This is a genomic window from Streptomyces sp. NPDC056128 (genome assembly GCF_042263835.1).
Taxonomy (GTDB): domain Bacteria; phylum Actinomycetota; class Actinomycetes; order Streptomycetales; family Streptomycetaceae; genus Streptomyces.
On the sequence record NZ_JBHJVQ010000004.1, the window covers coordinates 201,560 to 220,938 of the forward strand.

Annotated in this window: 20 protein-coding genes and 2 pseudogenes; 10 read left to right on the plus strand and 12 right to left on the minus strand. The window is 71.4% G+C overall.

Features of this window, described 5'->3' with window-relative positions; all coding sequences use genetic code 11:
• Positions 1 to 64 precede the first annotated feature (64 nt).
• Complete coding sequence (locus tag ACFC1X_RS11570) at positions 65 to 598, plus strand: CbrC family protein (protein WP_376351402.1); 534 nt, start codon at positions 65 to 67, stop codon at positions 596 to 598.
• Positions 599 to 912: 314 nt separating this feature from the next.
• Here the strand turns inward: ACFC1X_RS11570 and ACFC1X_RS11575 are convergent, their stop codons facing one another.
• On the minus strand, positions 913 to 1,788 hold the full coding sequence (locus ACFC1X_RS11575) for an MOSC domain-containing protein (protein WP_376351405.1): 876 nt from the start codon (positions 1,786 to 1,788) through the stop codon (positions 913 to 915).
• A 352-nt stretch (positions 1,789 to 2,140) separates the two neighbouring features.
• Between ACFC1X_RS11575 and ACFC1X_RS11580 the strand changes: the two genes are divergently transcribed.
• Positions 2,141 to 2,563 (plus strand): hypothetical protein, encoded by a 423-nt coding sequence (locus ACFC1X_RS11580; protein WP_376351406.1) that lies wholly within the window; start codon positions 2,141 to 2,143, stop codon positions 2,561 to 2,563.
• Positions 2,564 to 2,915: 352 nt separating this feature from the next.
• Here ACFC1X_RS11580 and ACFC1X_RS11585 read toward each other — a convergent pair whose 3' ends face one another.
• Together ACFC1X_RS11585 and ACFC1X_RS11590 are read right to left on the minus strand one after the other, a co-directional pair.
• The gene (locus ACFC1X_RS11585) at positions 2,916 to 3,149 is read right to left on the minus strand and encodes a hypothetical protein (protein ID WP_376351408.1); all 234 of its coding nucleotides are present in this window, start codon (positions 3,147 to 3,149) and stop codon (positions 2,916 to 2,918) included.
• A 92-nt stretch (positions 3,150 to 3,241) separates the two neighbouring features.
• Entirely contained in the window at positions 3,242 to 3,556 is a 315-nt protein-coding gene (locus tag ACFC1X_RS11590; protein ID WP_376351411.1) for a hypothetical protein, read from the minus strand.
• A 35-nt stretch (positions 3,557 to 3,591) separates the two neighbouring features.
• Between ACFC1X_RS11590 and ACFC1X_RS11595 the strand changes: the two are divergent.
• A pseudogene (locus tag ACFC1X_RS11595) lies at positions 3,592 to 3,690 on the plus strand (IS5/IS1182 family transposase); the annotation flags it as partial.
• A 137-nt stretch (positions 3,691 to 3,827) separates the two neighbouring features.
• On the opposite strand, the gene ACFC1X_RS11600 reads toward ACFC1X_RS11595, so the two are convergent.
• The gene (locus tag ACFC1X_RS11600; RefSeq protein WP_376351413.1) at positions 3,828 to 4,679 is read right to left on the minus strand and encodes a phosphotransferase; all 852 of its coding nucleotides are present in this window, start codon (positions 4,677 to 4,679) and stop codon (positions 3,828 to 3,830) included.
• A gap of 139 nt (positions 4,680 to 4,818) precedes the next feature.
• Entirely contained in the window at positions 4,819 to 5,481 is a 663-nt protein-coding gene (locus tag ACFC1X_RS11605) for a DUF4232 domain-containing protein (RefSeq protein WP_376351415.1), read from the minus strand.
• Between the two features lie 364 nt (positions 5,482 to 5,845).
• Here ACFC1X_RS11605 and ACFC1X_RS11610 point away from each other — a divergent pair.
• The 7 genes and pseudogenes from ACFC1X_RS11610 to ACFC1X_RS11640 form a co-directional block, all read left to right on the plus strand.
• A pseudogene (locus tag ACFC1X_RS11610) lies at positions 5,846 to 6,083 on the plus strand (transcriptional regulator); the annotation flags it as partial.
• 11 nt (positions 6,084 to 6,094) lie between these two features.
• Entirely contained in the window at positions 6,095 to 6,925 is an 831-nt protein-coding gene (locus tag ACFC1X_RS11615) for a DNA alkylation repair protein (protein WP_376351417.1), read from the plus strand.
• 33 nt (positions 6,926 to 6,958) lie between these two features.
• Positions 6,959 to 7,888 carry a DUF4129 domain-containing protein gene (locus ACFC1X_RS11620; RefSeq protein WP_376351419.1) on the plus strand — a complete coding sequence of 310 codons (930 nt, stop codon included), beginning with the start codon at positions 6,959 to 6,961 and terminating at the stop codon, positions 7,886 to 7,888.
• On the plus strand, positions 7,885 to 8,460 hold the full coding sequence (locus ACFC1X_RS11625; RefSeq protein WP_376351422.1) for a hypothetical protein: 576 nt from the start codon (positions 7,885 to 7,887) through the stop codon (positions 8,458 to 8,460). The genes ACFC1X_RS11620 and ACFC1X_RS11625 overlap by 4 nt, the downstream gene beginning before the upstream one ends.
• A complete protein-coding gene (locus ACFC1X_RS11630; protein WP_376351425.1) occupies positions 8,457 to 9,455 on the plus strand; it encodes an AAA family ATPase in 999 nt (332 codons plus the stop codon). The genes ACFC1X_RS11625 and ACFC1X_RS11630 overlap by 4 nt, the downstream gene beginning before the upstream one ends.
• On the plus strand, positions 9,452 to 10,792 hold the full coding sequence (locus tag ACFC1X_RS11635; RefSeq protein WP_376351428.1) for a DUF58 domain-containing protein: 1,341 nt from the start codon (positions 9,452 to 9,454) through the stop codon (positions 10,790 to 10,792). The genes ACFC1X_RS11630 and ACFC1X_RS11635 overlap by 4 nt, the downstream gene beginning before the upstream one ends.
• The gene (locus tag ACFC1X_RS11640; protein WP_376351431.1) at positions 10,789 to 11,361 is read left to right on the plus strand and encodes a hypothetical protein; all 573 of its coding nucleotides are present in this window, start codon (positions 10,789 to 10,791) and stop codon (positions 11,359 to 11,361) included. The genes ACFC1X_RS11635 and ACFC1X_RS11640 overlap by 4 nt, the downstream gene beginning before the upstream one ends.
• 55 nt (positions 11,362 to 11,416) lie before the next feature.
• Here the strand turns inward: ACFC1X_RS11640 and ACFC1X_RS11645 are convergent, their stop codons facing one another.
• From ACFC1X_RS11645 to ACFC1X_RS11675, 7 genes are all read right to left on the minus strand, one after another.
• Positions 11,417 to 12,691 (minus strand): PP2C family protein-serine/threonine phosphatase, encoded by a 1,275-nt coding sequence (locus ACFC1X_RS11645; RefSeq protein ID WP_376351434.1) that lies wholly within the window; start codon positions 12,689 to 12,691, stop codon positions 11,417 to 11,419.
• A 65-nt stretch (positions 12,692 to 12,756) separates the two neighbouring features.
• Complete coding sequence (locus tag ACFC1X_RS11650) at positions 12,757 to 13,755, minus strand: MerR family transcriptional regulator (RefSeq protein ID WP_376351437.1); 999 nt, start codon at positions 13,753 to 13,755, stop codon at positions 12,757 to 12,759.
• A gap of 41 nt (positions 13,756 to 13,796) precedes the next feature.
• Positions 13,797 to 14,477: a HEAT repeat domain-containing protein gene (locus tag ACFC1X_RS11655; protein WP_376351440.1), complete on the minus strand. Its 681-nt coding sequence runs from the start codon at positions 14,475 to 14,477 to the stop codon at positions 13,797 to 13,799.
• A 49-nt stretch (positions 14,478 to 14,526) separates the two neighbouring features.
• Positions 14,527 to 15,093 carry a hypothetical protein gene (locus ACFC1X_RS11660; RefSeq protein ID WP_376351443.1) on the minus strand — a complete coding sequence of 189 codons (567 nt, stop codon included), beginning with the start codon at positions 15,091 to 15,093 and terminating at the stop codon, positions 14,527 to 14,529.
• A 10-nt stretch (positions 15,094 to 15,103) separates the two neighbouring features.
• Positions 15,104 to 16,888, minus strand: a complete 1,785-nt coding sequence (locus tag ACFC1X_RS11665; protein WP_376351446.1) for a caspase family protein — start codon at positions 16,886 to 16,888, stop codon at positions 15,104 to 15,106.
• Entirely contained in the window at positions 16,885 to 17,307 is a 423-nt protein-coding gene (locus ACFC1X_RS11670) for a hypothetical protein (RefSeq protein WP_376351448.1), read from the minus strand. The genes ACFC1X_RS11665 and ACFC1X_RS11670 overlap by 4 nt, the downstream gene beginning before the upstream one ends.
• Before the next feature lie 175 nt (positions 17,308 to 17,482).
• A complete protein-coding gene (locus ACFC1X_RS11675) occupies positions 17,483 to 19,240 on the minus strand; it encodes a lysyl oxidase family protein (RefSeq protein WP_376351450.1) in 1,758 nt (585 codons plus the stop codon).
• Positions 19,241 to 19,379: the final 139 nt, after the last annotated feature.

Genomic DNA, 19,379 nt, shown 5'->3' on the forward strand with positions numbered 1-19,379 from the left:
CGGACAGACTGACCTCCGTGAGATCAACAGGCATGGCCACAGCGTCGCCAACCGAAGACCCACGATGAGTGCTGCCCTGCCCTTCTTCCGCTATCACCCGGACCCCGTCGCCAGCGGGGCCATCCGTGCCGCCGCCGAACCGTGCGCCTGTTGCGAGCGCAGTAGAGGCTGGCTCTACACCGCCTCCTTCTACAGTGCCCAGGAAGTCAGCGGCCGCTTCTGCCCATGGTGCATCGCAGACGGACGCGCGGCTGAACGCTTCGAGGGGGAATTCGCCGATTCCTACGGGCTTGAGGGAATCAGCGAGGACGCCATGCACGAAGTCACCCGCCGCACCCCTGCCTTCCACGCCTGGCAGGATCCGCACTGGCTCACCCACTGCGGCGATGCGGCGGCATTCCTTGGCGAAGTCGGGCACACCGAACTGATGGAGCATCCCGAAGCCCTCGCCCAACTACGGGCGAACATGGGCATGGATGGCCGGCACGACGAGGACAGACCCGAGAGTTTCCTGACCCACCTGGGCGAGGACGCCACCGCCATGCTCTTCCGGTGCACCGTCTGCGACACCCACCTCGCCTACATCGACGCATCCTGACGTAGGCGGGCTGGCCTCTTCGAAAGGCGCGCCTTCGGATCCATCCTGGCCGATCTAGTCCCGTGGCTAGAAGGCCTCTGCGAGTCGGTCCGACACCAAGGCCAGCTGGAGCAAGACCGCTCGACGACATCGCGGCCTCGGGGATGGTCGCCTCGCAGTTCCGGCGCCGCAGCGGCTGTTCACGCCACAGGCCACCCCTCTTCGGCGTACTGCGAATCCGCTGGGAGAGCCGCGACGACATCGACGGGGCATTCCACACCCTCGGTTGTGCACTGATCTGCTGGCGACATCCGAAGCCATCCCACTAGGTGTTCTTACAGATCGGAGTCGCCCCACTCCTGGATGACCACCTCGTCGCCGACCGACAGCTTCCCCGGCGTGATCACGGAGAACTTCGCGCCGAACACTACGCCGCCGCTCGCCACCCGCCGGTAGCCGGCGAGCGTGCGCAAGGGCTCCGGCCCCTGCCGCGCTCCGACCTCCTGCTCGACCAGTGTGACGGCACAGCGCACCGCGAGCTTGGCATAGCCCAACTCGGCACTGCCGATGGTGATGCGGCGTGCGCGGTCCTCGGCGTGCGGTAGGGCTGCCCAGTCGCCGCCACTGTCGTGGTCGTGACCGTCGTGGCTGTCGACGACGATGTTCGGGCGGAAGCGGTTCATCGACAGGGGTGGCGCGCCTCGCTCGGCCATCCGCCGGTTGAGGAGGGCGAGGGAGGCATGGGACAGCAGGTGCACGGCGCTGCTGTCCGCATAGCCGGACGGGCCAGGGGTCAGGCCGTCGGCGATCCGGTCGTGCTCCGGCGGCACGCGGACCAGACGGCTGGGGGTGCCGAGGACCTCCGAGAGCCAGGCGGCGACGTCGTCACCCTGGTCGATCCCGTGGAAGGCGGTGCCGAACAGATCGACGTCGCGGCGCGGCGCGGACGTCATCACGTCGAGGCGTACCGTGCCGTGACGGTCCGTGCTGTCGACCGACTCGAGTGTGAGTCGGGTGCCGTCGGTGCTGACGGCGGGCCGGATCAGGGCGAGGCGGGGGTGCCGGCGCTGTGTGCGGAAGATTCCGTCCTGGCTGATGACCATGAAGCTGCGGTCGTGCGCGAGGCCTGCCGGCGTCAGAAGCGCATCGCTCATCGACTTGCCTGCGCACCCCTTGACGGGATAGCAGATCAGCTCCGTGACGTTGGCCATGTGCTGCCCCCCTTCGCTCGACGACCACAGTAGAACGTCCGTCCTGATGAGGTGACGTCTGGCTCTGTACGCGGGCACGGGAGTCGTTTGTTGACCGGCCGGGGAGGAGGTCGGGCGAGCCCGTATCGGCGCGCCAACCCGGCCCAGCTAGGGTCGCCGGCCTTCCCCGCAGCCGCGGGCAGCTCATACTCGCAGACCTCGTGGTGCGTGATCAGGCCCCATTCCAGACGGCTCAAGCACGCCGTACGGGCCGCCCATTCCCGCTCGGTGTCGGCGCATCTCCCCCGTGCGGTGGAGGCGCTCCTCCTGCGAGCCGACGCCTCGTCCGGCCCCGGCTCGTAGCGTCGAGGTCATGCAATCCGAACCCGGGAGAACTCTCCGTCGCTGGGCATACGCTGCCGTCGCCTGGTTCGTGGTGTGCTTCGTGTGGCACGTGCAGATGGGTGTCATGTACGAGGATTCGATGGGTCCCGACGACGGCACTCCGGTGTGGCTCTTCCTCTCCGACGACGCCCTCATCGTCCTCATGTCGGCGGTCGGTGTGGTATGCGCGCTGGCGATGCGGGGCGTGCCCGGTCTCGTCGAGAACGTCACCACAGCGACGGGACTAACTCCGCACGGCCTGCTCGGGATGGAGAAGGAGGCCGCTGACACAGGGTCATGGGACTTCTGGAAGACCATGGTGATCAACGGCTACTTCTTCCTCGGCGCGGTGCTCCTCGTTCCGGCCACCGTGCTGTCCCGCCGGAGTCTACGCCCAGCGAAGGCGACGTGAAGGCATACCCTCTTTCGAAGGTCCTGACGTCGGTGCCGGGAGTCGGCGTCAGGACCGGAGCCCGCATCCAGATCGAGTTGATCCGCGGTGAACAACCGTCAAAGGGAGGAAAAGAACCGTTCAAACGGGCTTTCTCCTCTCCGCGTCGCCGCTCTGGGCGGCCCGGCATCGCGGTCCGAATACGACAAGAAAGTCCTACTACGACAAGAAAATCGCCCAGGGCAAGCACCCCACTCACGCGCTCCTCTGTCTCGCCTGACGCCGGGCCGATGTCCTCTTCGTGATGCTCCGCGACGGAACCTCCTACCAGCCCCAACCGGCTGCGGCCAAGTGAGGAGCCCAGAGAGCCCGGTCAGACCTCCGGCCGAAGCCGCTGGCGGGCGGCCTCAAGCCGCCGGTCGTAATCAGGCGCGAACAGCTCAGGAAGCGCCTTGTCCAGCGTTCCGGCGATCCGATGGATCGACGCCCAGACCGCCGGATCGTCGACAACGCCCTTCAGGTCCGTCATCTGGAGCTTCTCCAGCCAGTGCGACAGCACCAGTGCCTCGTCACTCGAAAGCTTGATCGTGACCTGGCTATCACTCATGCACACCCCCACGGCTCGGCCCGCCCTCGACCGCACGAACCTACGACCTTGGACCTTGACCAAACACATAGACACCTCACGTCTCAAACGCGTCAAGTCGTTAACGTGGGCTCTTCGAACACGGCACGGTCGTAGAGCCGGTGGTGCCGCTCGTTGGCGTCCGGGGCGGGCTTGGTCTTGAGGACCGGGTTGGGGCCGGTCTCGATGAGGTGCAGGAGTGTCCAGGCAACCCCGTAGCAGTCCTCGGAACCGAAGCAGGCAACGAGGGCAGCTGCTTCCTCTCCTGTCACCGGCTTACTGGTCGCTTCGAGCTGGGTGACATGCCGATCTATCTCTTCCTCCTCGGCGTCCCACTCGGGCGGCGGGCCGTCGGCAACGGAGGAAAAGACTTCCGGTGCCATGATCATGGGCGGTCCCGCCCGGCCCGGAATCTCCAAGTCGGCCGCGGGTCCGCTTCCGCGGAGACACGGTGCTGATCATGGACGGCACCCTGGTGCCGACACGCAACCACAGCGTGGCGGAGCAGTCCAAGACCAGCCGTCCTGCTCGGGAGTCGTGGCGCCGACCACGCGAGCCAGGTCTTCCAGTACGGTGTGAGAACGCGCCGCAGGCACGCGGTGCTCCCCTGGCGGCCTGTGCACGAAGCCGGTACGCGGTTCAGGCGCCGTTACTCCGCGGTCAGCGCTGGGTGCCCACCCCGTCGTCGTCGAGTTCTGCTCGGATCCGGCTGAGCCACTCCGTTCCCATCCGTCGCCCGTCGGGGAACTGGTCGTCTCGGTCCCAGCGCCACGTTGTGATCAACGCCAGTACGAGGAGGCGGCACTCGCGCAGCAGGTGCTGGTTGGCGCCCGGATAGTGTGCGCCGACCTCCTCGGGGGCATGGGCGAGGTCGAATTCGACGGGGCCGCGGCAGCACGTCTCCAGGTCGATGAACAGCAGTCCGTGCTGCGTCGTGAGGACGTTGCCCGCGTGCGGCTCGCCGTGCAGCAGCTGGTCGGGCTCGCCGCGCTCGCAGATCGCACGCCGCAGGCTTCGTAGCGTGTTGCGCAGCAGTTGTCGGTCCGCTTCGGCGAGGTCCGGGGTGCGGTCGCGGTTGGCGATGAGTTGTTGAGCCTGCTCGACCCGGTCCGTGAAGTGCGGCGTCGGGACATCGAGCCGACTCATGCCGGCATGCAGACGCTTCAGCGCGTCGGCGTAGTCGACCGGTGACACCTCGGGTGGTGCCATGGGCTCGTAGTAGGTCCAGAACGTGACCGCGAAGCCGTCACGCTCATAAACGCGTGGTTCCACACGAGGTTCGAGGGCGGCCACCGGGCACCCGGATGCGGCGAGCCGCTGTGCCAGCTCGACCTCGAACTCCGCGACCTGCTGCGCGACAGGTGCCACCCGGGCCAGGACGTCACAGGGCAGTAGACGCAGGGTGAGCTTGTTCGAGTCATGGAGAACGGTCACGTCTTCGGTGGCCAGGCCGAGTGATGAGGCAATCGACGTGGCCGCGGTCACCGCTCGACGGAACTCCGCTTCCTGCATGTGTTGCTCTGCCCCTCTCTCCTGAACGCTTCCTGCTACGGCGCATCGCGGCTCCCCTGCGCTGTTTGACGGTACTTCAGGTTGAGATCGTCATCGAGCGGGGGCGGTCCTGGCACACGGTACCGGCGGCTGAACGCCGTCAGCCGCCCTGGCCGGCGCTGCCGATCGGGCCGACCTTCACGGGGGAACCGGTGCCGTCCGTGACGGGCAGCGTGGCGGCGCCCGGCCAGTCGAGGGTGACGGACTTCGTCTCGTCGGGCGGGGTGACAACGAGGCCGGTGATACGGACTCCGGAGCCGCCCGAGTCGTTGATCGGGTAGTGGATGCCGAAGGCCACGGTCTCCCCGTCCTTGAGGGTGCCCGGGACGACCGGCTCGCCGCTGCGCTTCGCGGACAGCGTGCCCGAGTTGGTCTTCAGGTCGACGCCTGCGTATCCGGAGATCGCGCACTCCCGGCCGCCGCCGTTGGTCAGTTCCACCGCGACGGTGCCATCGGTGTCGCCGTCGATGGTGGCGTCCATCGCCTTGAACTTCAGCTCGTCGGTACGGCACTTGCCGACCTTGTCGGTCTCGCCGGAGCCGGAGCTGGAGTCGGAGCCGGTCCCCGCTGCCGTCCCCTGTCCACCGGTGCCCTCCCCGGCAGACTCGTCCCCGGCGCCCTGCTGCGAATCGCCCGAGGACGCCTCGCTCGACGCCGCCGACGGGTCGCTCTGCCCCGTGGCGTCTTCGTCGTTCTGGCAGGCCGTGAGCGAGAGGCTCGCGGCAACGGCGAGGGCGGCGAAGGTGAGCTTGTGAACGCGCATCGTTTCTTCCTCAGTATCGGTTGAGCGTGCCGACCGTCGGTACGAGTCGCTGCTGTACCGGCGTTTGTGCACACGAAGAGCCACCCCTCCCGGGAGTCCGTTCCGCACAACCGCCCCTGAAGACATTCCTGTTACACGCACAGCAAGACGCGCGACGCACCACCACCAGCGCACGCCCGGCCAGGGCACACCCTCGGTCGGCCGGACAGACACCTCCAGCCGCCGTTCCTCACCTGTTCGCGACTGCCGCCCCCTGGGACAGTCCTGTAACCCGGCGGATCTTGACCACACCCGCTGGCATGGCGTCCATCCGCCGTGCGCTGCGCACCGGCCTGCGCGGATTCCCGAGGAACGGCGCAACTTCGACTTCCGGCGCTGGTGGGGAACCCATCGCGTCGCCACCCAGGGCACCGGCACGAAGGTTCTCCAGCATCCGGTCGTGGGCCGACTCACCCTCGACTGGTCCTTCCTCACCCCCCACGACGGACCCCGACCAGCAACTCATCACCCTGACCGCCGAGCCGGGCTCCCCCAGCCGCGAGCGTCTGCGGATCCTCGCTTCCTGGACGGCTCGGGACGCCCGCCGTCCCGGGGCGCGCTAGCGTCCAGACACATGACGTCTTCCTCAAGCGCGCCGCTGGAGCGGCTGCGGTCCGAGCTGCGGGAGCTGGCCGAACCGCAGGTACGCGCCCAGCTCGAACGAGTGCTGAGCCCCGCGGACGACGACGAACTGCTCGGCGTACGCGTCCCGGTGCTGCGCAAGCTCGCGCGGCGCTACCGCGGGTTGCGGCCGGAGGAGGTGGACGCCCTGCTGCGCAGCCGCGTCCACGACGAGCGGTTCGCCGGGCTGCTGGTGCTGGCGGAGCAGATGCGTTTGGCCCGTGGCAGCGTGGAGCGCGGGACGCTGGTGGACTTCTACCTGGCGCACACCGACTGCGTGGACAACTGGGATCTGGTGGACGGATCCGCGCCGGTCGTGCTGGGCACGTGGCTGCTGGAGGAGTCACAGGACGTCCTCGACGAGGTGCTGGACCGACTGGCCGGGTCGGCCTCCCTGTGGGAGCGGCGGATCGCCGTCGTGGCCACGCTGACACTGATTCGCGCGGACCGCTACGAGCCGACGTTCTCCCTGGTCATCGCGCTCCGCCAGGATCCGGAGCCGCTCATTCACAAGGCGTTGGGGTGGATGCTCCGGGAGATCGGCCGCCGCGACGCACGGGCGTTGGTCGACTTCCTCGACCGGCACGCCCCCGAACTGCCTCGGATGACCGTGCGCCACGCGACCGAGCGCCTGGAGCGGAGGACCGGGCGAGGTTCGTGCGTCGACGGTAGACGGCATGTCGCGCGGGACCGGGTCCGGCAGTCGGGCGGCGAGCCGTGCCGTGCCGTGGGCGGGGTGGCCCGTCCGGCGGGGCTCTTCATGTGTCAGGATGCGGTGAACTGACCTTGGGGGAAAGGGTTCAGCCGGGGGGTCGGCATGGAACATGGGGAGCACGAGAGACGCCGGGCAGTGCCCGGGGCGGTGGTCGCCGCCGGGGTGGTCGGGGCGCTGGCGGTCGCGGCGCTCGTACTGCGTCCCGCCGAGGGCCTGCTGCACTCCGGACAGGGGCCGCTCGGCCACTGGGGCATCGTCGCGATCGGGTCGTCCGTCGCCTGGGCGGTAGGGGTGATGCTCGGCGTCGAGCGGCTGCGCCCCAGGATCGCGGCCGAGCGCGACCCGCTGACACCGGGCGAGGAACGGCTGCGGCGGCCGGCTGTGCCGCTGCTCCTGGCCGGGCCGGGCGTCATCGGCGTACTGGCGCTGGTCATGCATCGGTTCAACCACCGGAGCACATCACCCGCCCCGCCGGTGGACCTGCCGCCGCCGGTCTCACCGCCGCCGGTTATCGGCAGGACCGATCCCGAAGGGGGTTCCGGGCACGGCTACTCCCTGCCGCTGTACGTTCTGCTCGGCCTGCTGGCCGCGGTGGTCGTCGTGGTCGTCACGGTGGTCGTCGTGCGGCGGCTGCGGCGGCGGGGTCTGACCGTTCCGGCGCTGCCCGAACGCGCGGGCGCCCCGGCGGAGGACGAGGACGCGCGTCTGCTCCTGTCCGCCGTGCACTCGGGCCGCCGCGCCCTCGCCGACACCGGTGACGCCCGTACGGCCGTCATCGCCTGTTACGCGGCGATGGAGGACGCCCTCGTCGCGTCCGGCGTACGGCGGCACGCCTCCGACAGTCCCGCCGACCTGCTGACCCGCGCCGCCGACGCGGGCCTCGCCCCGGGCCCGGCCGCGCCACGGCTCACCACGCTGTTCCGCGAGGCCCGCTATTCCTCGCATCCGATGGGGCCCTCGCACCGGGAGGCCGCGGCCGGCGCCCTGGAAGAGATCGCGTCGCTGCTCCAGGAACGGGAGGCGCAGCGGTGAACGGGCGCACGGAACGGCCCGCAGGGCAGGACACGCTCACGCTGCGCCTACTCGGTCTGCTCGGCGCGGCGGTCGCCGCCTCCGGCGTCCTGCTCGTCCTGCTCCTCGACGGCCCCCGGGCGGCCGGGGCCATTGTCACCCTGCTTGCGGTCGCGACGCTGATCGTGGCCCGGTACGTCGCCGGGGCGGGCGCCCTCGACTCCGGACGGCGGGAGGACGTACGGCTGCTGCGGACCCGGACGCCGGGCATGGGCGAATGGCGACGGAACGTACGCACCGCCACCGGCCCCGACGGCGCGCTGTACTACCGCGCAGTGCTGCGGCCCGAGCTGCGCCGCCTCTACGCCGCGGCACTCGCCGAGCACCACCATGTCTCACTCGACCAGCAGCCCCGACGCGCCGCCGATCTGATCGGACCCGAACTGTGGCCCTGGCTCGGGTCCGACACGCCCCGCACCGGACCCGACGGCGGCATCCCCGTCGACGTACTGCACCGCCTCGTCGACCGGCTCGAACACCTCGGCGCACCCCGCACTCGTACCCCCGGCACTCACAAGGAAGAAGCGACGTGACGAGTCCCACCACGCCTCAGCCCCGTACCCCCGAGCAGGTTGGCGAGCAGGCCGGTGCCGTGCTGCGCGAGATCGGACGTGCCGTCGTCGGCAAGCCGGACGCCCTCGAGCTGGTGATGCTGGGCGTGCTGGCCGGCGGGCACGTCCTCGTCGAGGATCTGCCGGGGCTCGGCAAGACGCTCCTGGCGCGGTCCTTCGCCACCACGCTCGGCCTGGACTTCCGGCGGATCCAGTTCACGCCCGACCTGCTGCCGTCGGACGTCACGGGGGCGCCGTTGTACGACCAGCGCACCGGCGAGATGGTGTTCCGTCCCGGGCCGGTCTTCACGCACCTGCTGCTCGCCGACGAGATCAACCGGACGCCGCCCAAGACGCAGGCCGCGCTGCTGGAGGCGATGGCCGAGTCGCAGGTGACCGTGGACGGTGAGACGCGGCCGCTCGCCGACCCGTTCATGGTGGTCGCGACCGCCAACCCGGTGGAGTACGAGGGCACGTACTCGCTGCCCGAGGCGCAGCTCGACCGGTTCCAGCTGCGGGTGCGGATGGGTTATCTGAGCGCGCGGGAGGAGCTGACGATGCTGCGGGCCCGGGTCGACCGGGCCGCGCCCGAGGCGGTGCTCCAGCCGCTGGCGGGGCCGGCGGACGTCGTGGCCTGGCGGCGCGTGGTGGAGGGTGTGGAGATCGACGACGACCTGCTGGAGTACGCCGTCGCGCTCGTCGGCGCGACCCGGGAGCACCCCCAGATCAGCATCGGCGCCTCACCGCGGGGCGCACTCGCTCTGGTCCAGCTCGCGCGGGCCCGCGCGGTGCTGAACGGCCGTGACTACGTCGTCCCGGAGGACGTCAAGGCCCTCGCGGTGCCCGCACTGGCCCACCGGGTGTCGCTGCGGCCGGAGTTGTGGGTGCGCGAGGTGGCCACGGACGACGTGCTGCGGGAGATAGTCGACAGCGTCGGCACGCCGTCCACGCGGCGTACGGCCGCCGTGTCGTCGTGACCGCGCCCCCGCCGCCGCCCCGGCCCGGCGCCGCGGTGGTCCGTGCCCTGGAGGGGCGCTCCTCCCCCGCGCAGCCGCCGCCCCCGCCGCCCGGCGGGCCGCGCCCGGGTGGACGGGCGCTGCGCCTGCTGACGGTCGCCGTCGTCGCGCTGTCCGCCGCCCTGCTCACCGGCCGGGCGTGGCTGCTCGCGCTCGCGGCCGCGCCCCTTGTGCTGCTCGCGCTCGCGCTGCCACGCGCGTACGCCCGGCGTGTCGAGACGTCGGCCGCCGTGGAACCGAGGCGCTGCTTCGAGGGTGACACCGTCACCCTCCGGATCTCGGTGGCCCACGACGGTGGCGCCGTCCGGCTCGATCCCGGTGTCACCCTCGGCCCGGGCCTGCGGCTCGACGAGGTCGTGGTCGGCGCGTCCACGGTGACGTTGCGCCATACGGCGCTGCTCTGGGGGCGCTGGTCGCTCGGGCCCGTGGACCTCGACGTGTACGACGCCGGGGGCACCGTGCGCCGTACCGTGCGGGTCGAGGCGGCCGAGGTGTCCGTGTTCCCGCGCCCCACCCAGGCGCGGTTCACGCCGATTCCGGCGCGGTTGCCGCAGCGGCTCGGCGAACACGCCTCCGCACAGGCCGGAGAGGGCGTCGAGGTCGTCGGGGTGGGGGCGTGGGTGCCCGGGGAACGGCAGCGGCGCATCCACTGGCCGTCGACGACCCGGCGCGGCACTGTGCAACTGCACCGGTTCGCGGCCGAGCGGGCCGCCGACACGGTGATGCTGCTCGACGCGTTCGGGGACGTGGTCGACCCGGTGACCGGGGTGTCGTCCCTGGACGAGACGGTGCGGGCGGCCGCCGGGCTGGCCCGCGCGTATCTGCGCACCCACGACCGGGTGGGGGTCGTCTCGACCGGGGGCACCACGCGCTGGCTGGCGCCGGGCACCGGGGACGCGGCGTTCTACCGCATCGTCGAGAGTGTCCTCGACGTCCGCAGGGACCGGCGCTTCGACGGGCCCGGGCTCGAGCGGGTGCCGCCGCCCGCGCTGCCGGAGGGCGCGCTCGTCTACGTGTTCACTCCGTTGAGCGACGCCCGGGTACTCAAGGTGCTGCGGGATCTTCAGGGGCGGGGACGCCGGCCGGTGGTCGTGGAGATCCCGAGCGGGGACCCACCGGTCGAACCGGGTGACGTGTCGGGCGAGTTGGGGCTGCGGCTGTGGCACGCGGACCGGGACGCCATGAGGTTCGCCCTGCGGGACAGCGGGGTGCCGGTGCTGCGGCACGTCGTGGGTGATCCGCTGGATCTGGCGTTGGCACCGCTGTTGTCCGGGCGGGTCGGCGGGAGGGGGCGATGACGGTGTTCGAGACGCGGGTGAGCCTGCGGGAGTGGGCGGGTTACTGGGTCGGCACCCTGCCCGTGCGGGTGATCGGGTCGGCGGCCGTCGTGATGGCGTGGCGGCCGTGGGCGACGCTGGGTGGGGCGCGGGACGCCCTGCTGTTCGGATGCGCGGTCGTCTTCGCGGTGTGGGCGGCACCGGCGCTGGACCGGCGGCCGACGCTGGAGTCGGCCCGCTGGTCCCACCTCCTGATGCGGTACCGGACGACCGTGCTGGCGGCGGGTGTTGTGGTCGTCGCCGCGTTCGGGGAACCGGCGTGGTGGGAGGGCGCCGGGGTGGTCGTGCTGTTGGTCGCGTACCTGGTGACGAGTGAGAGCCGGCCGTGGAGGTGGGGGCGCGGGACCGGGCGCGTGTGGGGAGAGGCGGTGGCGGCGTGCGCGGGCGCCGGCGTGGTGGCGGCGGCCGCGGTGGCTCCGGTGACCGGGGCGGAGTTCGGTGCGGGGCGGGTGGTGGCGGCCGGGGTGGTCGTGGGGGTGATGGTCGGTGGTGGAGTGATGGGGGCCCGGTGGTGGGGTGGTGGGCGGTAGGGGGAGCGCGGTCACCGAGTTCTGGCGTTCACGCAGGGGCTGAACGGCCGCCGCCTCACAGTCCCACCACGACCAGGGCGATGTCGTCGCGGGCGCCGTGACTGACGCCCAGGCCCTCCAGGAGGACGTCGGCGAGGCGCTCGGGGTCCAGGCCGAGGCACTGGCGCAGGGTGTCGGTCAGGCGCCGCAGGCTGATGTCGATGTCCTCCTCCCGGCGTTCGACCAGACCGTCCGTGTAGAGGACCAGGATGTCGCCCGGCTGGTAGGAGATGCCGGCCTGGGGGCGCGGCACGTGCGTGAGCCGCGCGCCGAGCGGTGGGTCGGTGGCCTGGTCGAGAAGGTGGCAGGTGCCGTCGCCGTGCATCAGGACGGGCGGCGGGTGCCCGGCGCTGGAGTAGATGATCAGCCGTGAGCGGGTGTCGACGAGGGCGGTGACGGCGGTCGCGGCCAGGGCGCCCTCCACGGAACGCGCGTACAGGCCCAGCACCTCCAGTGCCTGGGCGGGGCCGGGGACGGTGCGGCTGGCCGCCGACAGCGCGCTGCGCAGCATTCCCATGACGGTGGCCGCCTCCAGGCCGTGGCCCACCACGTCGCCCACGGCGACGAAGAAGCGCCCGTCGGTCAGGTCCACGGCGTCGTACCAGTCCCCGCACACGTTCAGCGAACCGATGGCAGGCAGGTAGCGCACCGCCACGTCGGGGTGGCGTGCGAGGTCGGGCGAGCGCAGCATGGCCTCCTGGAGGGTGATCGCCACCTGCCGCTCCCGGGCGTGTGCCTGCCGCAGTTCCTCGTTCAGTCGCTCCAGTGCTTTGGCCCGGGCGTACAGTTCGGCCTCGATGCCGGCCTCCATGCCGGCTTCCGGCGGGCCCGGGGAGTCGACGGGAGAGCGGCGCCAGTGCCGGCGGTCGCGGATGAAGGCGGTCACGTCCTCGACCCGGTGGATGATCCACGCGACCTTGTCCTCGGGGCCGAAGACGGGTGTGTTCACCGGTGACCACCAGCGTTCCTCGAAGCCCCCGGGGTGTTCGGCGCTGGGGATGTCGTAGCGCTGGACCGCCATGCTCTCGGCCTGCCCCGTGGCCAGCACCCGTCGCAGGGAGGCCGACACCTTGCGCGCTCCGTCGGACTCGGGGTCGGCCGGATTCTCGGGGATGGCGTCGAAGAGGTACCGGCCGAGCAGGTCCCCCGCCGCCCGGCCCGTCACGCGGCAGTAGGCGGCGTTGACGCTCACGATCACCAGGTCCCGGTCGACGACCAGGTACGGGCTGGGGGTCGCGGCGAACAGCGCCGCGTAGTCGACCTGGCCCGCCCACGGTGGCTCAGCAGTCACACCCACCTCTCCAATGTACGTACGGGGTCCCGGCCCCGCACGCCGCCGCGGAGCGGGGGCGTTGGTCAGGCGCGCAAGCGGCGAAGGTACACCGCGGTCAGCGCGACGGCACGGTCCTCGTCCTGGGACAGTTCCTCCAGGGCATGTGACGCCCTCGTTCCCGGGATGCCCGCCAGCGCCTGGGTCAGCCGCCCGCGTGCCGGTGCTCCGGTGGTGGCGTGGGCGAGGCGGCCGACGAGCTGGCCGGCGATCCGGTCCGCCGTCGCGGTGTCGGCGGCCAGCACGCTCAGGGCGTCCGCGGCATCGGTGTCGTTCCGCCCCTCCACGATCATGTCGACCAGCTCCGGCACCGCCTCGGCCACGCCACGCGTCCCGAGCGCCAGCGCCGCGCACCCGCGCACCGCGGCGTCGGGGCCGGTGAGAGCGTGTCGCAGGTACCCGGTGACCTCGTCGCCCGGCAGCTCGGCGAGGCTCTGCACGGCACGTTCCCGCACCGCGGCCGCCGGTGAGCCGAGGGCTTCGGCCAGGAGCGCCGGGCCCCGGTCGCCCGACCGCGCCAGCGCCCACCGCAGGGCGCCGGCGACGATCGGGTCCGGCTCGCTCAGCACCGCCTCGACCAACGCCTCCACCGGCACCGGGACCTCCTCGCCGGAGGAGAGGGCCGCGCGTTGGCGGGCGCCGGGACTCTTCGATCCCAGCGCCTGGAGGAGCGCGACGACCTGGAGAACGTCCTCCCAGCCGGTGGGATCCGCGGCGTCGATCCGGGACAGCCGCGTCAGCAGCTCGGTCTCGGCCGCGACGCGTTCGCGTGTCCGGTGGATGAGGTCGCCGACGAGTTCCGAGGGCATGAAGCCGGGGTCGTCGAGCGCGCGCCCGATCTCCCGCAGCGACAGTCCCAGTGACCGCAGGCTCTCGATGTGGAAGATCCGCCGGATGTCCTGCCCGGAGTACTCCCGGTATCCGGAGCCGGTGCGGCCGGAGGGTCTCACCAGACCGAGCGACTCGTAGTGCCGGAGCATGCGGGCACTGACCCCGGACCGTCGCGCCACCTCACCGATCAACACGTCCCATCATCCCTCATGCCTCATGTCTCGTCCCCCATCCCTCATCCCTCATCGCCCTCGGCGGCGGCTCCGCCGAGGGCCACCACGCGCTTCGCCTCCTCGATGGCGTACCCGAAGCCGGTGTCCGGGTCCCGCAGCAGCCGCTCGGTGGCGAGGGCGTGCGCCCGCACGAGTGGGTCGGCGGCCGTGGCGACCGCACGCAGAGCGGGCACGACCGCCTCGCCCAGTGCGACCAGCGCCCGGCTGAGACTCAGCTGCGTCTCCCGCCCACCGCGGCCCAGCTGCGTCACCAGCAGCGCGGCCAGCGCGGGCTCCTCGCCCTCCGGCACCAGCACGACCGCGGCCCGCCACGCGCTCCGCGCCACCTCGTCGTCGGCGTCGGCCAGCAGCGCGGGCGTGATGGCCGGCCACGCCCGCCGGTCCCCGATCTTGGACAGTGTGTGCAACGCCTGGCTCCTCGCCTGGGCGCGCTCCGAGCGGACCTCACGGACCAGCCCGGGGAGGGTCACGGAGACCGGGTGCCGGGTGAGCGCCCAGGTCAGCATGTCGCGGACGAAGAAGTCGGGCTCGACCGCGCTTCGCTCGACGAGCTTGTCGACGAAGCGCGGGTCGGGTGTCGTGCCCACCGTCAACGCGGCCCGCAGCCGCACCGACGAACGGTGGTCCTCCAGCGTCCGCAGCACCCGGAGGGCGTCGGCGTCGTCCTGTGTCGTGGTCGTCATCGAGACCACCTCCCTGACGGGCAGTGAAGACCCTGCCACGGTGTCAAGGTCAAGTCGGGTAGTAGTCACCGTCCAGGAAGTCCGGGTCCGCCTCGAAGTAGAGGGTCGGGTCCTGCCAGATGAAGGAGAAGGACGGGCAGGCCGCGTCCCCGCCGTCCCACCAGGCCTCGACGGTGACGGTCCGGGGGTGCAGCCCGTGCGGCCGCGGCTTGAAGGTCTCGTCGTACTGGCGCAGCCATCGGGTGGTCCCCTGGCCGATGCGGTGTTCGCCGTCGGCGGTCACCTGCCAGTGGACCGTGTGGTCGGTGCAGCCCTCCGGTACGGAGACGCGGACGGTGCTGCTCAGCAGCCACGCCTCGCCGGTGCCGAAGCCCGACGGGACGGTGAACGTGCTGTCGACGTCGTGCCGGACGTCCCAGACGTAGGCGTAGACCGGGTCGGCGAACTTGCCGCCGCGGGAGACGGTCTGCTGCACGGGTCGGTCCCCGCTGTCGTATCTCAGTTGGCGGCCGGAGACGCTGCAGGCCGCCGCGAATCCGGCGAGGACGCCCATGGTGAGCAGCAGGCCCGCTGTGGTGCCGCCGAGCCAGGCGCGCGGGCGGTCGGTGAATCCCATCCGCTCCTCCTCACCACGGGACCAGGTCGAGGTTCACCGCGAGGCGGGGATCCGTCCAGACCAGTCCGAAGCTGGGGCAGGTTTCGGTGCCGCCCGCCCAGGAGGCGCTGACCGTGACGCGGTCCGGGGACCCGTCCAGGGGTACGTCGAGGGACACCTGGTGTTCCGTGTCGCCGGTGAGGGAGCCGTGGTCGCCTTCCCGGCCGTCGACCGTGATCTCCCACTCGATCGTCCGGTCCTCGCAGGGGCCGGGCACGGAGACCACGAGGTCGCCGGTCAGCTTGTCGGCGGCGTCGTTCTCGTCCGGGCGGAACGTGCTGGTCACGTCGGTCTCCACGTCCCAGACGTAGTGAGGGCCCTCACCGCTCGCCAGGTCGGACGTGCTCGGCATCGACGCGGGCTTCCGCCCGGAGTCGTACGTCAGCGCAACCGTGTCCAGCGTGAACGCCCAGGCGATCACGACGTACAGGACGGCGAGGACGGCCAGCGTCCAGGAGGTGCGGGCCACGGGTGCGGGTGGGCGTGCGGCAGGTGTCGTGCCCGGCGCGCCCCGTGCCGCCGGGGTCTTCGGCGGTACGCCGCCGCGCACCGCCGATTCCGCGGCTTCGGACTGCGTGGAGGCCACGCCCACCAGTGCCTCGGCGGTGGTGGTGTCCCGCCCCTTCTCGTCAAGGAGCAGGCGCACCTGCCGGTTCAGTACCCGCACCTCCACGTCCAGCTGCCGCACCCGCTCCTGTGCCAGCGTCAGCTCGCCCTCGATGCCACGGTTGTAGTCGCCCGCCCGGGTGAGGCGGTGGGTGAGGAGTTCCACCTCCTCCTGCCAGTACTGGAGCTGGGTCGCGGCATCGGGTGCGGCTCGCTGGGCGGTGCGGCGCAGGGCGTGCAGGCGGGTCAGTTCGGTCTCGGGCAGGCGGTCGGCCAAGGCGTTCACGAAGGCGCGCGGGGCAACGCGTTCGCCGCGGAGGTAGGCGGCGGTGTCCGGGTCCGCCGCGTTGTCGCCGTCGCGCACGGCCTTGCGCAGGGCCGCCGCGTACTCCTGCGCCTCGGGTCCGGCTGCCGGGCTCCACCGGTTGCGGGCGAGGGTGATGCGGTGGCCCTCGTTGCGGGCGCGCTGCTGCGGCACCGGCCGCTTCCTGGCCTGCAGTTCCCGGCGTACGTGCCGGTAGACGGTCTCCATGTCCAGCATTTCGGGGCCGTGCGGCACGCCTTCGGTGACTGCTCTCAGCAGGGCGCCGGAGAACGCCGTGTAGTGCTCGCCCTTCGGTGCCATGGCCCGCTTGGTCTCGGCGGACGCGGTCAGGACGTACGTGCCGTCGATGTCGCCGCAGTCGGCGAGTTCGAGCGGGGCGCCCATGTATCCGTGCAGGGCGCGGCCGCTGTAGCAGCAGTCGAGGACGACAACGCGGCTGAGCGCGGCGCACTCCTCGGCGACCTGGTAGCGGAGCTGGTCGTAGGCCACGGCGTGGAAGAGCCGGCCCGGCGGCGAGTCGGAGAGGGCCAGGTAGAGGTCGCCGACCGGGGACAGCAGGCCGTGGCCGGCGAAGTAGACGAACAGGGCGTCGGTCGCCTCGGTGGCGGCGGCGTGCACGGCGTCGAGGACCTGTGTGGCCGATTCGGGGTTGGACAGGACGGTGCAGTGCTCGGGTGGCAGGCGCCACGAGTCGGGGCCGGTCAGTACGTCCTTGAGTCCGGTGAGGTTGTTGGCGACCGTGGGCAGGGGCTGGAGCGGTTCGGTGTACTGCTCCACCCCGATGAGCACCGCGCGGGAGGCGGCGGGGTCGGGCAGGGACGTCACGCCGGCCCCGGGGTTTCGTCGTCGTCCCTCCGCGGGGGTTCGTCCGCAGCGTCCGGGCGCGGTGCCGGTCCGTCCTCGCCACCCGGTTCGCCCAGCAGCTCCACGATCCGCAGCAGGGTCTCGTCCGACGCGCCCGCCACCGTGAGCGACCTGGAGCCGACGGTGATGGTGATGGGCGGGGCGGTGCGTCGTGCCGCGCGCCAACTCGCGTAGGCGAGGGCGAGGTTGAGTGCCGCGAAGGTCTGGCCGAGTACGAGGTTGACGATATCGGTGGCGCCCATGGCCTCGCCGGTGGGGTCCGACGACCCGAGGGTCAGCTCGGCGTGGCGGCGGACGTCGGGGTCCTTGCGCAGCCATGCGTACAGGTCGAGCGCGGTCTGTACGTCGTCGTCCGGCTCGGCCCTCAACTCAACGTGCATGACCGTCCCTTCGCGGTTGGGCGGGCATCCAGCGTAGGAGGCGCGCGTCGCCGCGAGGAGGTGTACGGGACATTCCACCGGAAGGAGTTACGGAGGCAAGCGCGGCCGGGCCGACGGCCACTGTGGGGTGGCCGTCGGCGTTCTGGTGTCGGTCAGTCGCTCTTGCGGCGTGCGGTCAGTTCGCGTTCACCAGGTCGTGCGGCGGCACGGTCACCGTCCGCTTGTCCGGCTTGCCGCCCAGCACGATCTTCCGCAGGGCGCTGTTGTTGTCGACGCTGGTCTCCTTGAGCCGCTTCTCCGGGTTGGCCAGCACCTGGATGTAGTAGGTGCCGTTGGGCACGTCGGTGATGTCGAAGGACTGGCCCGGCAGGTCCTGCGAGTACGTGTCGCCGGAGCCGACGTCCAGCACCTCGCGGACGGAGATCGAGTTCTCCTCACCGCAGGCGGTGGACAGGTCGGTGTTGAACGGGTGCCAGTTGGCGTTCTTCACCGTGTAGTCGATCGCGTCGGTGTTGGCGAGGCAGAAGGCCTCCTTGCCGCTGCGCACGGCCTCCTTCTTGTCCGCCTTCAGCAGCCGGTAGCTGGCGAAGTCGGTGAAGTGCCAGTGCACGTGGCCCGGGCGCGGGTCCCATTCCATGGTGCCGGTCGGGGTGTAGCCGACCTGCTTGCCCTTGGCGTCGTAGAAGTACTGGTAGGCGTCCATCTTGGCCTTGCCGGGTGAGCGGAAGCCGTCCACCACCAGCTGTGCCGGGCCGGCGTTCCACACGTTGGCGCTGAACGCCAGGTAGTCCTTGCCGGGGATGTCCTTCTCGCCGTCGCTGATGACGATGCCGTAGGCCGGCAGCGAGCGCAGGTCGGGCTTGGGGACGTTCGGCACGGTGGGCTTGCCCGCGGGCCGCTTCGCGAGCGGCTGGAGGGCGGGCGCCTTGCGCGAGCCGTCGGTCTGGCCACCCGTGTCGCCGACCCGCATCGAGCGCGCGGCCTGCTCCTTCTTCTTCAGCGCCCACGGCAGGGCCGGCGGAGCGGCCTTCAGCGGCCCGTGGCCCACGTTGTACGAGGGGCTGGCGCCGCTGGTGACCGGCGCGCCGGCCTGGGCGGGCGTCGGGGCGTGTCCCGGCCCGTGGCCCGCGTGCGCGGCCGGTGCCTGGTGGGCGGCGCCGTGCCCGGCGTGCTTGCCGGCCGACGCGGCCCGGGAGGCGGGCTCGGCGGTGCCCTCCTCGTCCTCGTAACTCCGCTCCTGCACGGTCACCTTCACCGTGGCGGGCTTGTTGGCGATGCCGAACAGGTCGCGGTACTTCTTGGCGACGCCGACCTTGGCGGTGTAGGTGCCGGCCGCCAGCTTGACCGGCTCGGTGTAGGAGCCCGCGTAGGTGTTGGCCGCCCAGCCCTTCTCGACTCCCCATACCGATCCGAGGGTGAACGGGTTGGTGGGGCAGCTCTCCGGATACTTGGAGGTGGCGGGCGCGTCGGGCCGCACCCGGCCGCTGGCGTTGTTCGGGCAGAAGTCCTCGGTCCTGCCGAGGACCTTCTTGCCGGCCTTGTCGGTGACCGTGATCTCCGCGAAGCCGGGTAGCCCGGCGAAGTCCTTCACCGTGCCCTTGGGCAGCGCCTTTGACTTGGCCTTGCCGCCCTCGTACACGGTCTGGCTGATGGCCACCGGGTCCTTGTAGGACTTCCGGGTCACCTTCAGCTCGAACGGGGTTCCCTCGGCGGTGAGGTAGGTACCGAGGTCGAGGTAGACGCCCGGCTCCTCCTTCCAGGAGGTGAGCGTGATCGAGTTGGTCGCGGCGATGAGGCTCAGCTTGGGTCCTGTCGCCGCCTTCGCCGGTTCCGACGTGGCGGCCACGAGGCCGGCCGTCACGGCCATGGCGGCGACGGCCGTGGTGCCGGCGAGCAGCGGACGCCGCAGCCGGGTGGTGCGCGTTCTGGTCATCGATCCCTCGTCCTCCGGGTGTTGGGGGCACTCGCTGTGCCCGCGCTGTGAGAGGAGAGGACGCGATGCCCGGTTGTCCGGGTCGGGGAAAGCGGTGGCAGGTTGGCCGGATCGCTCCGTTCCAAGGGAAATCAGGCTG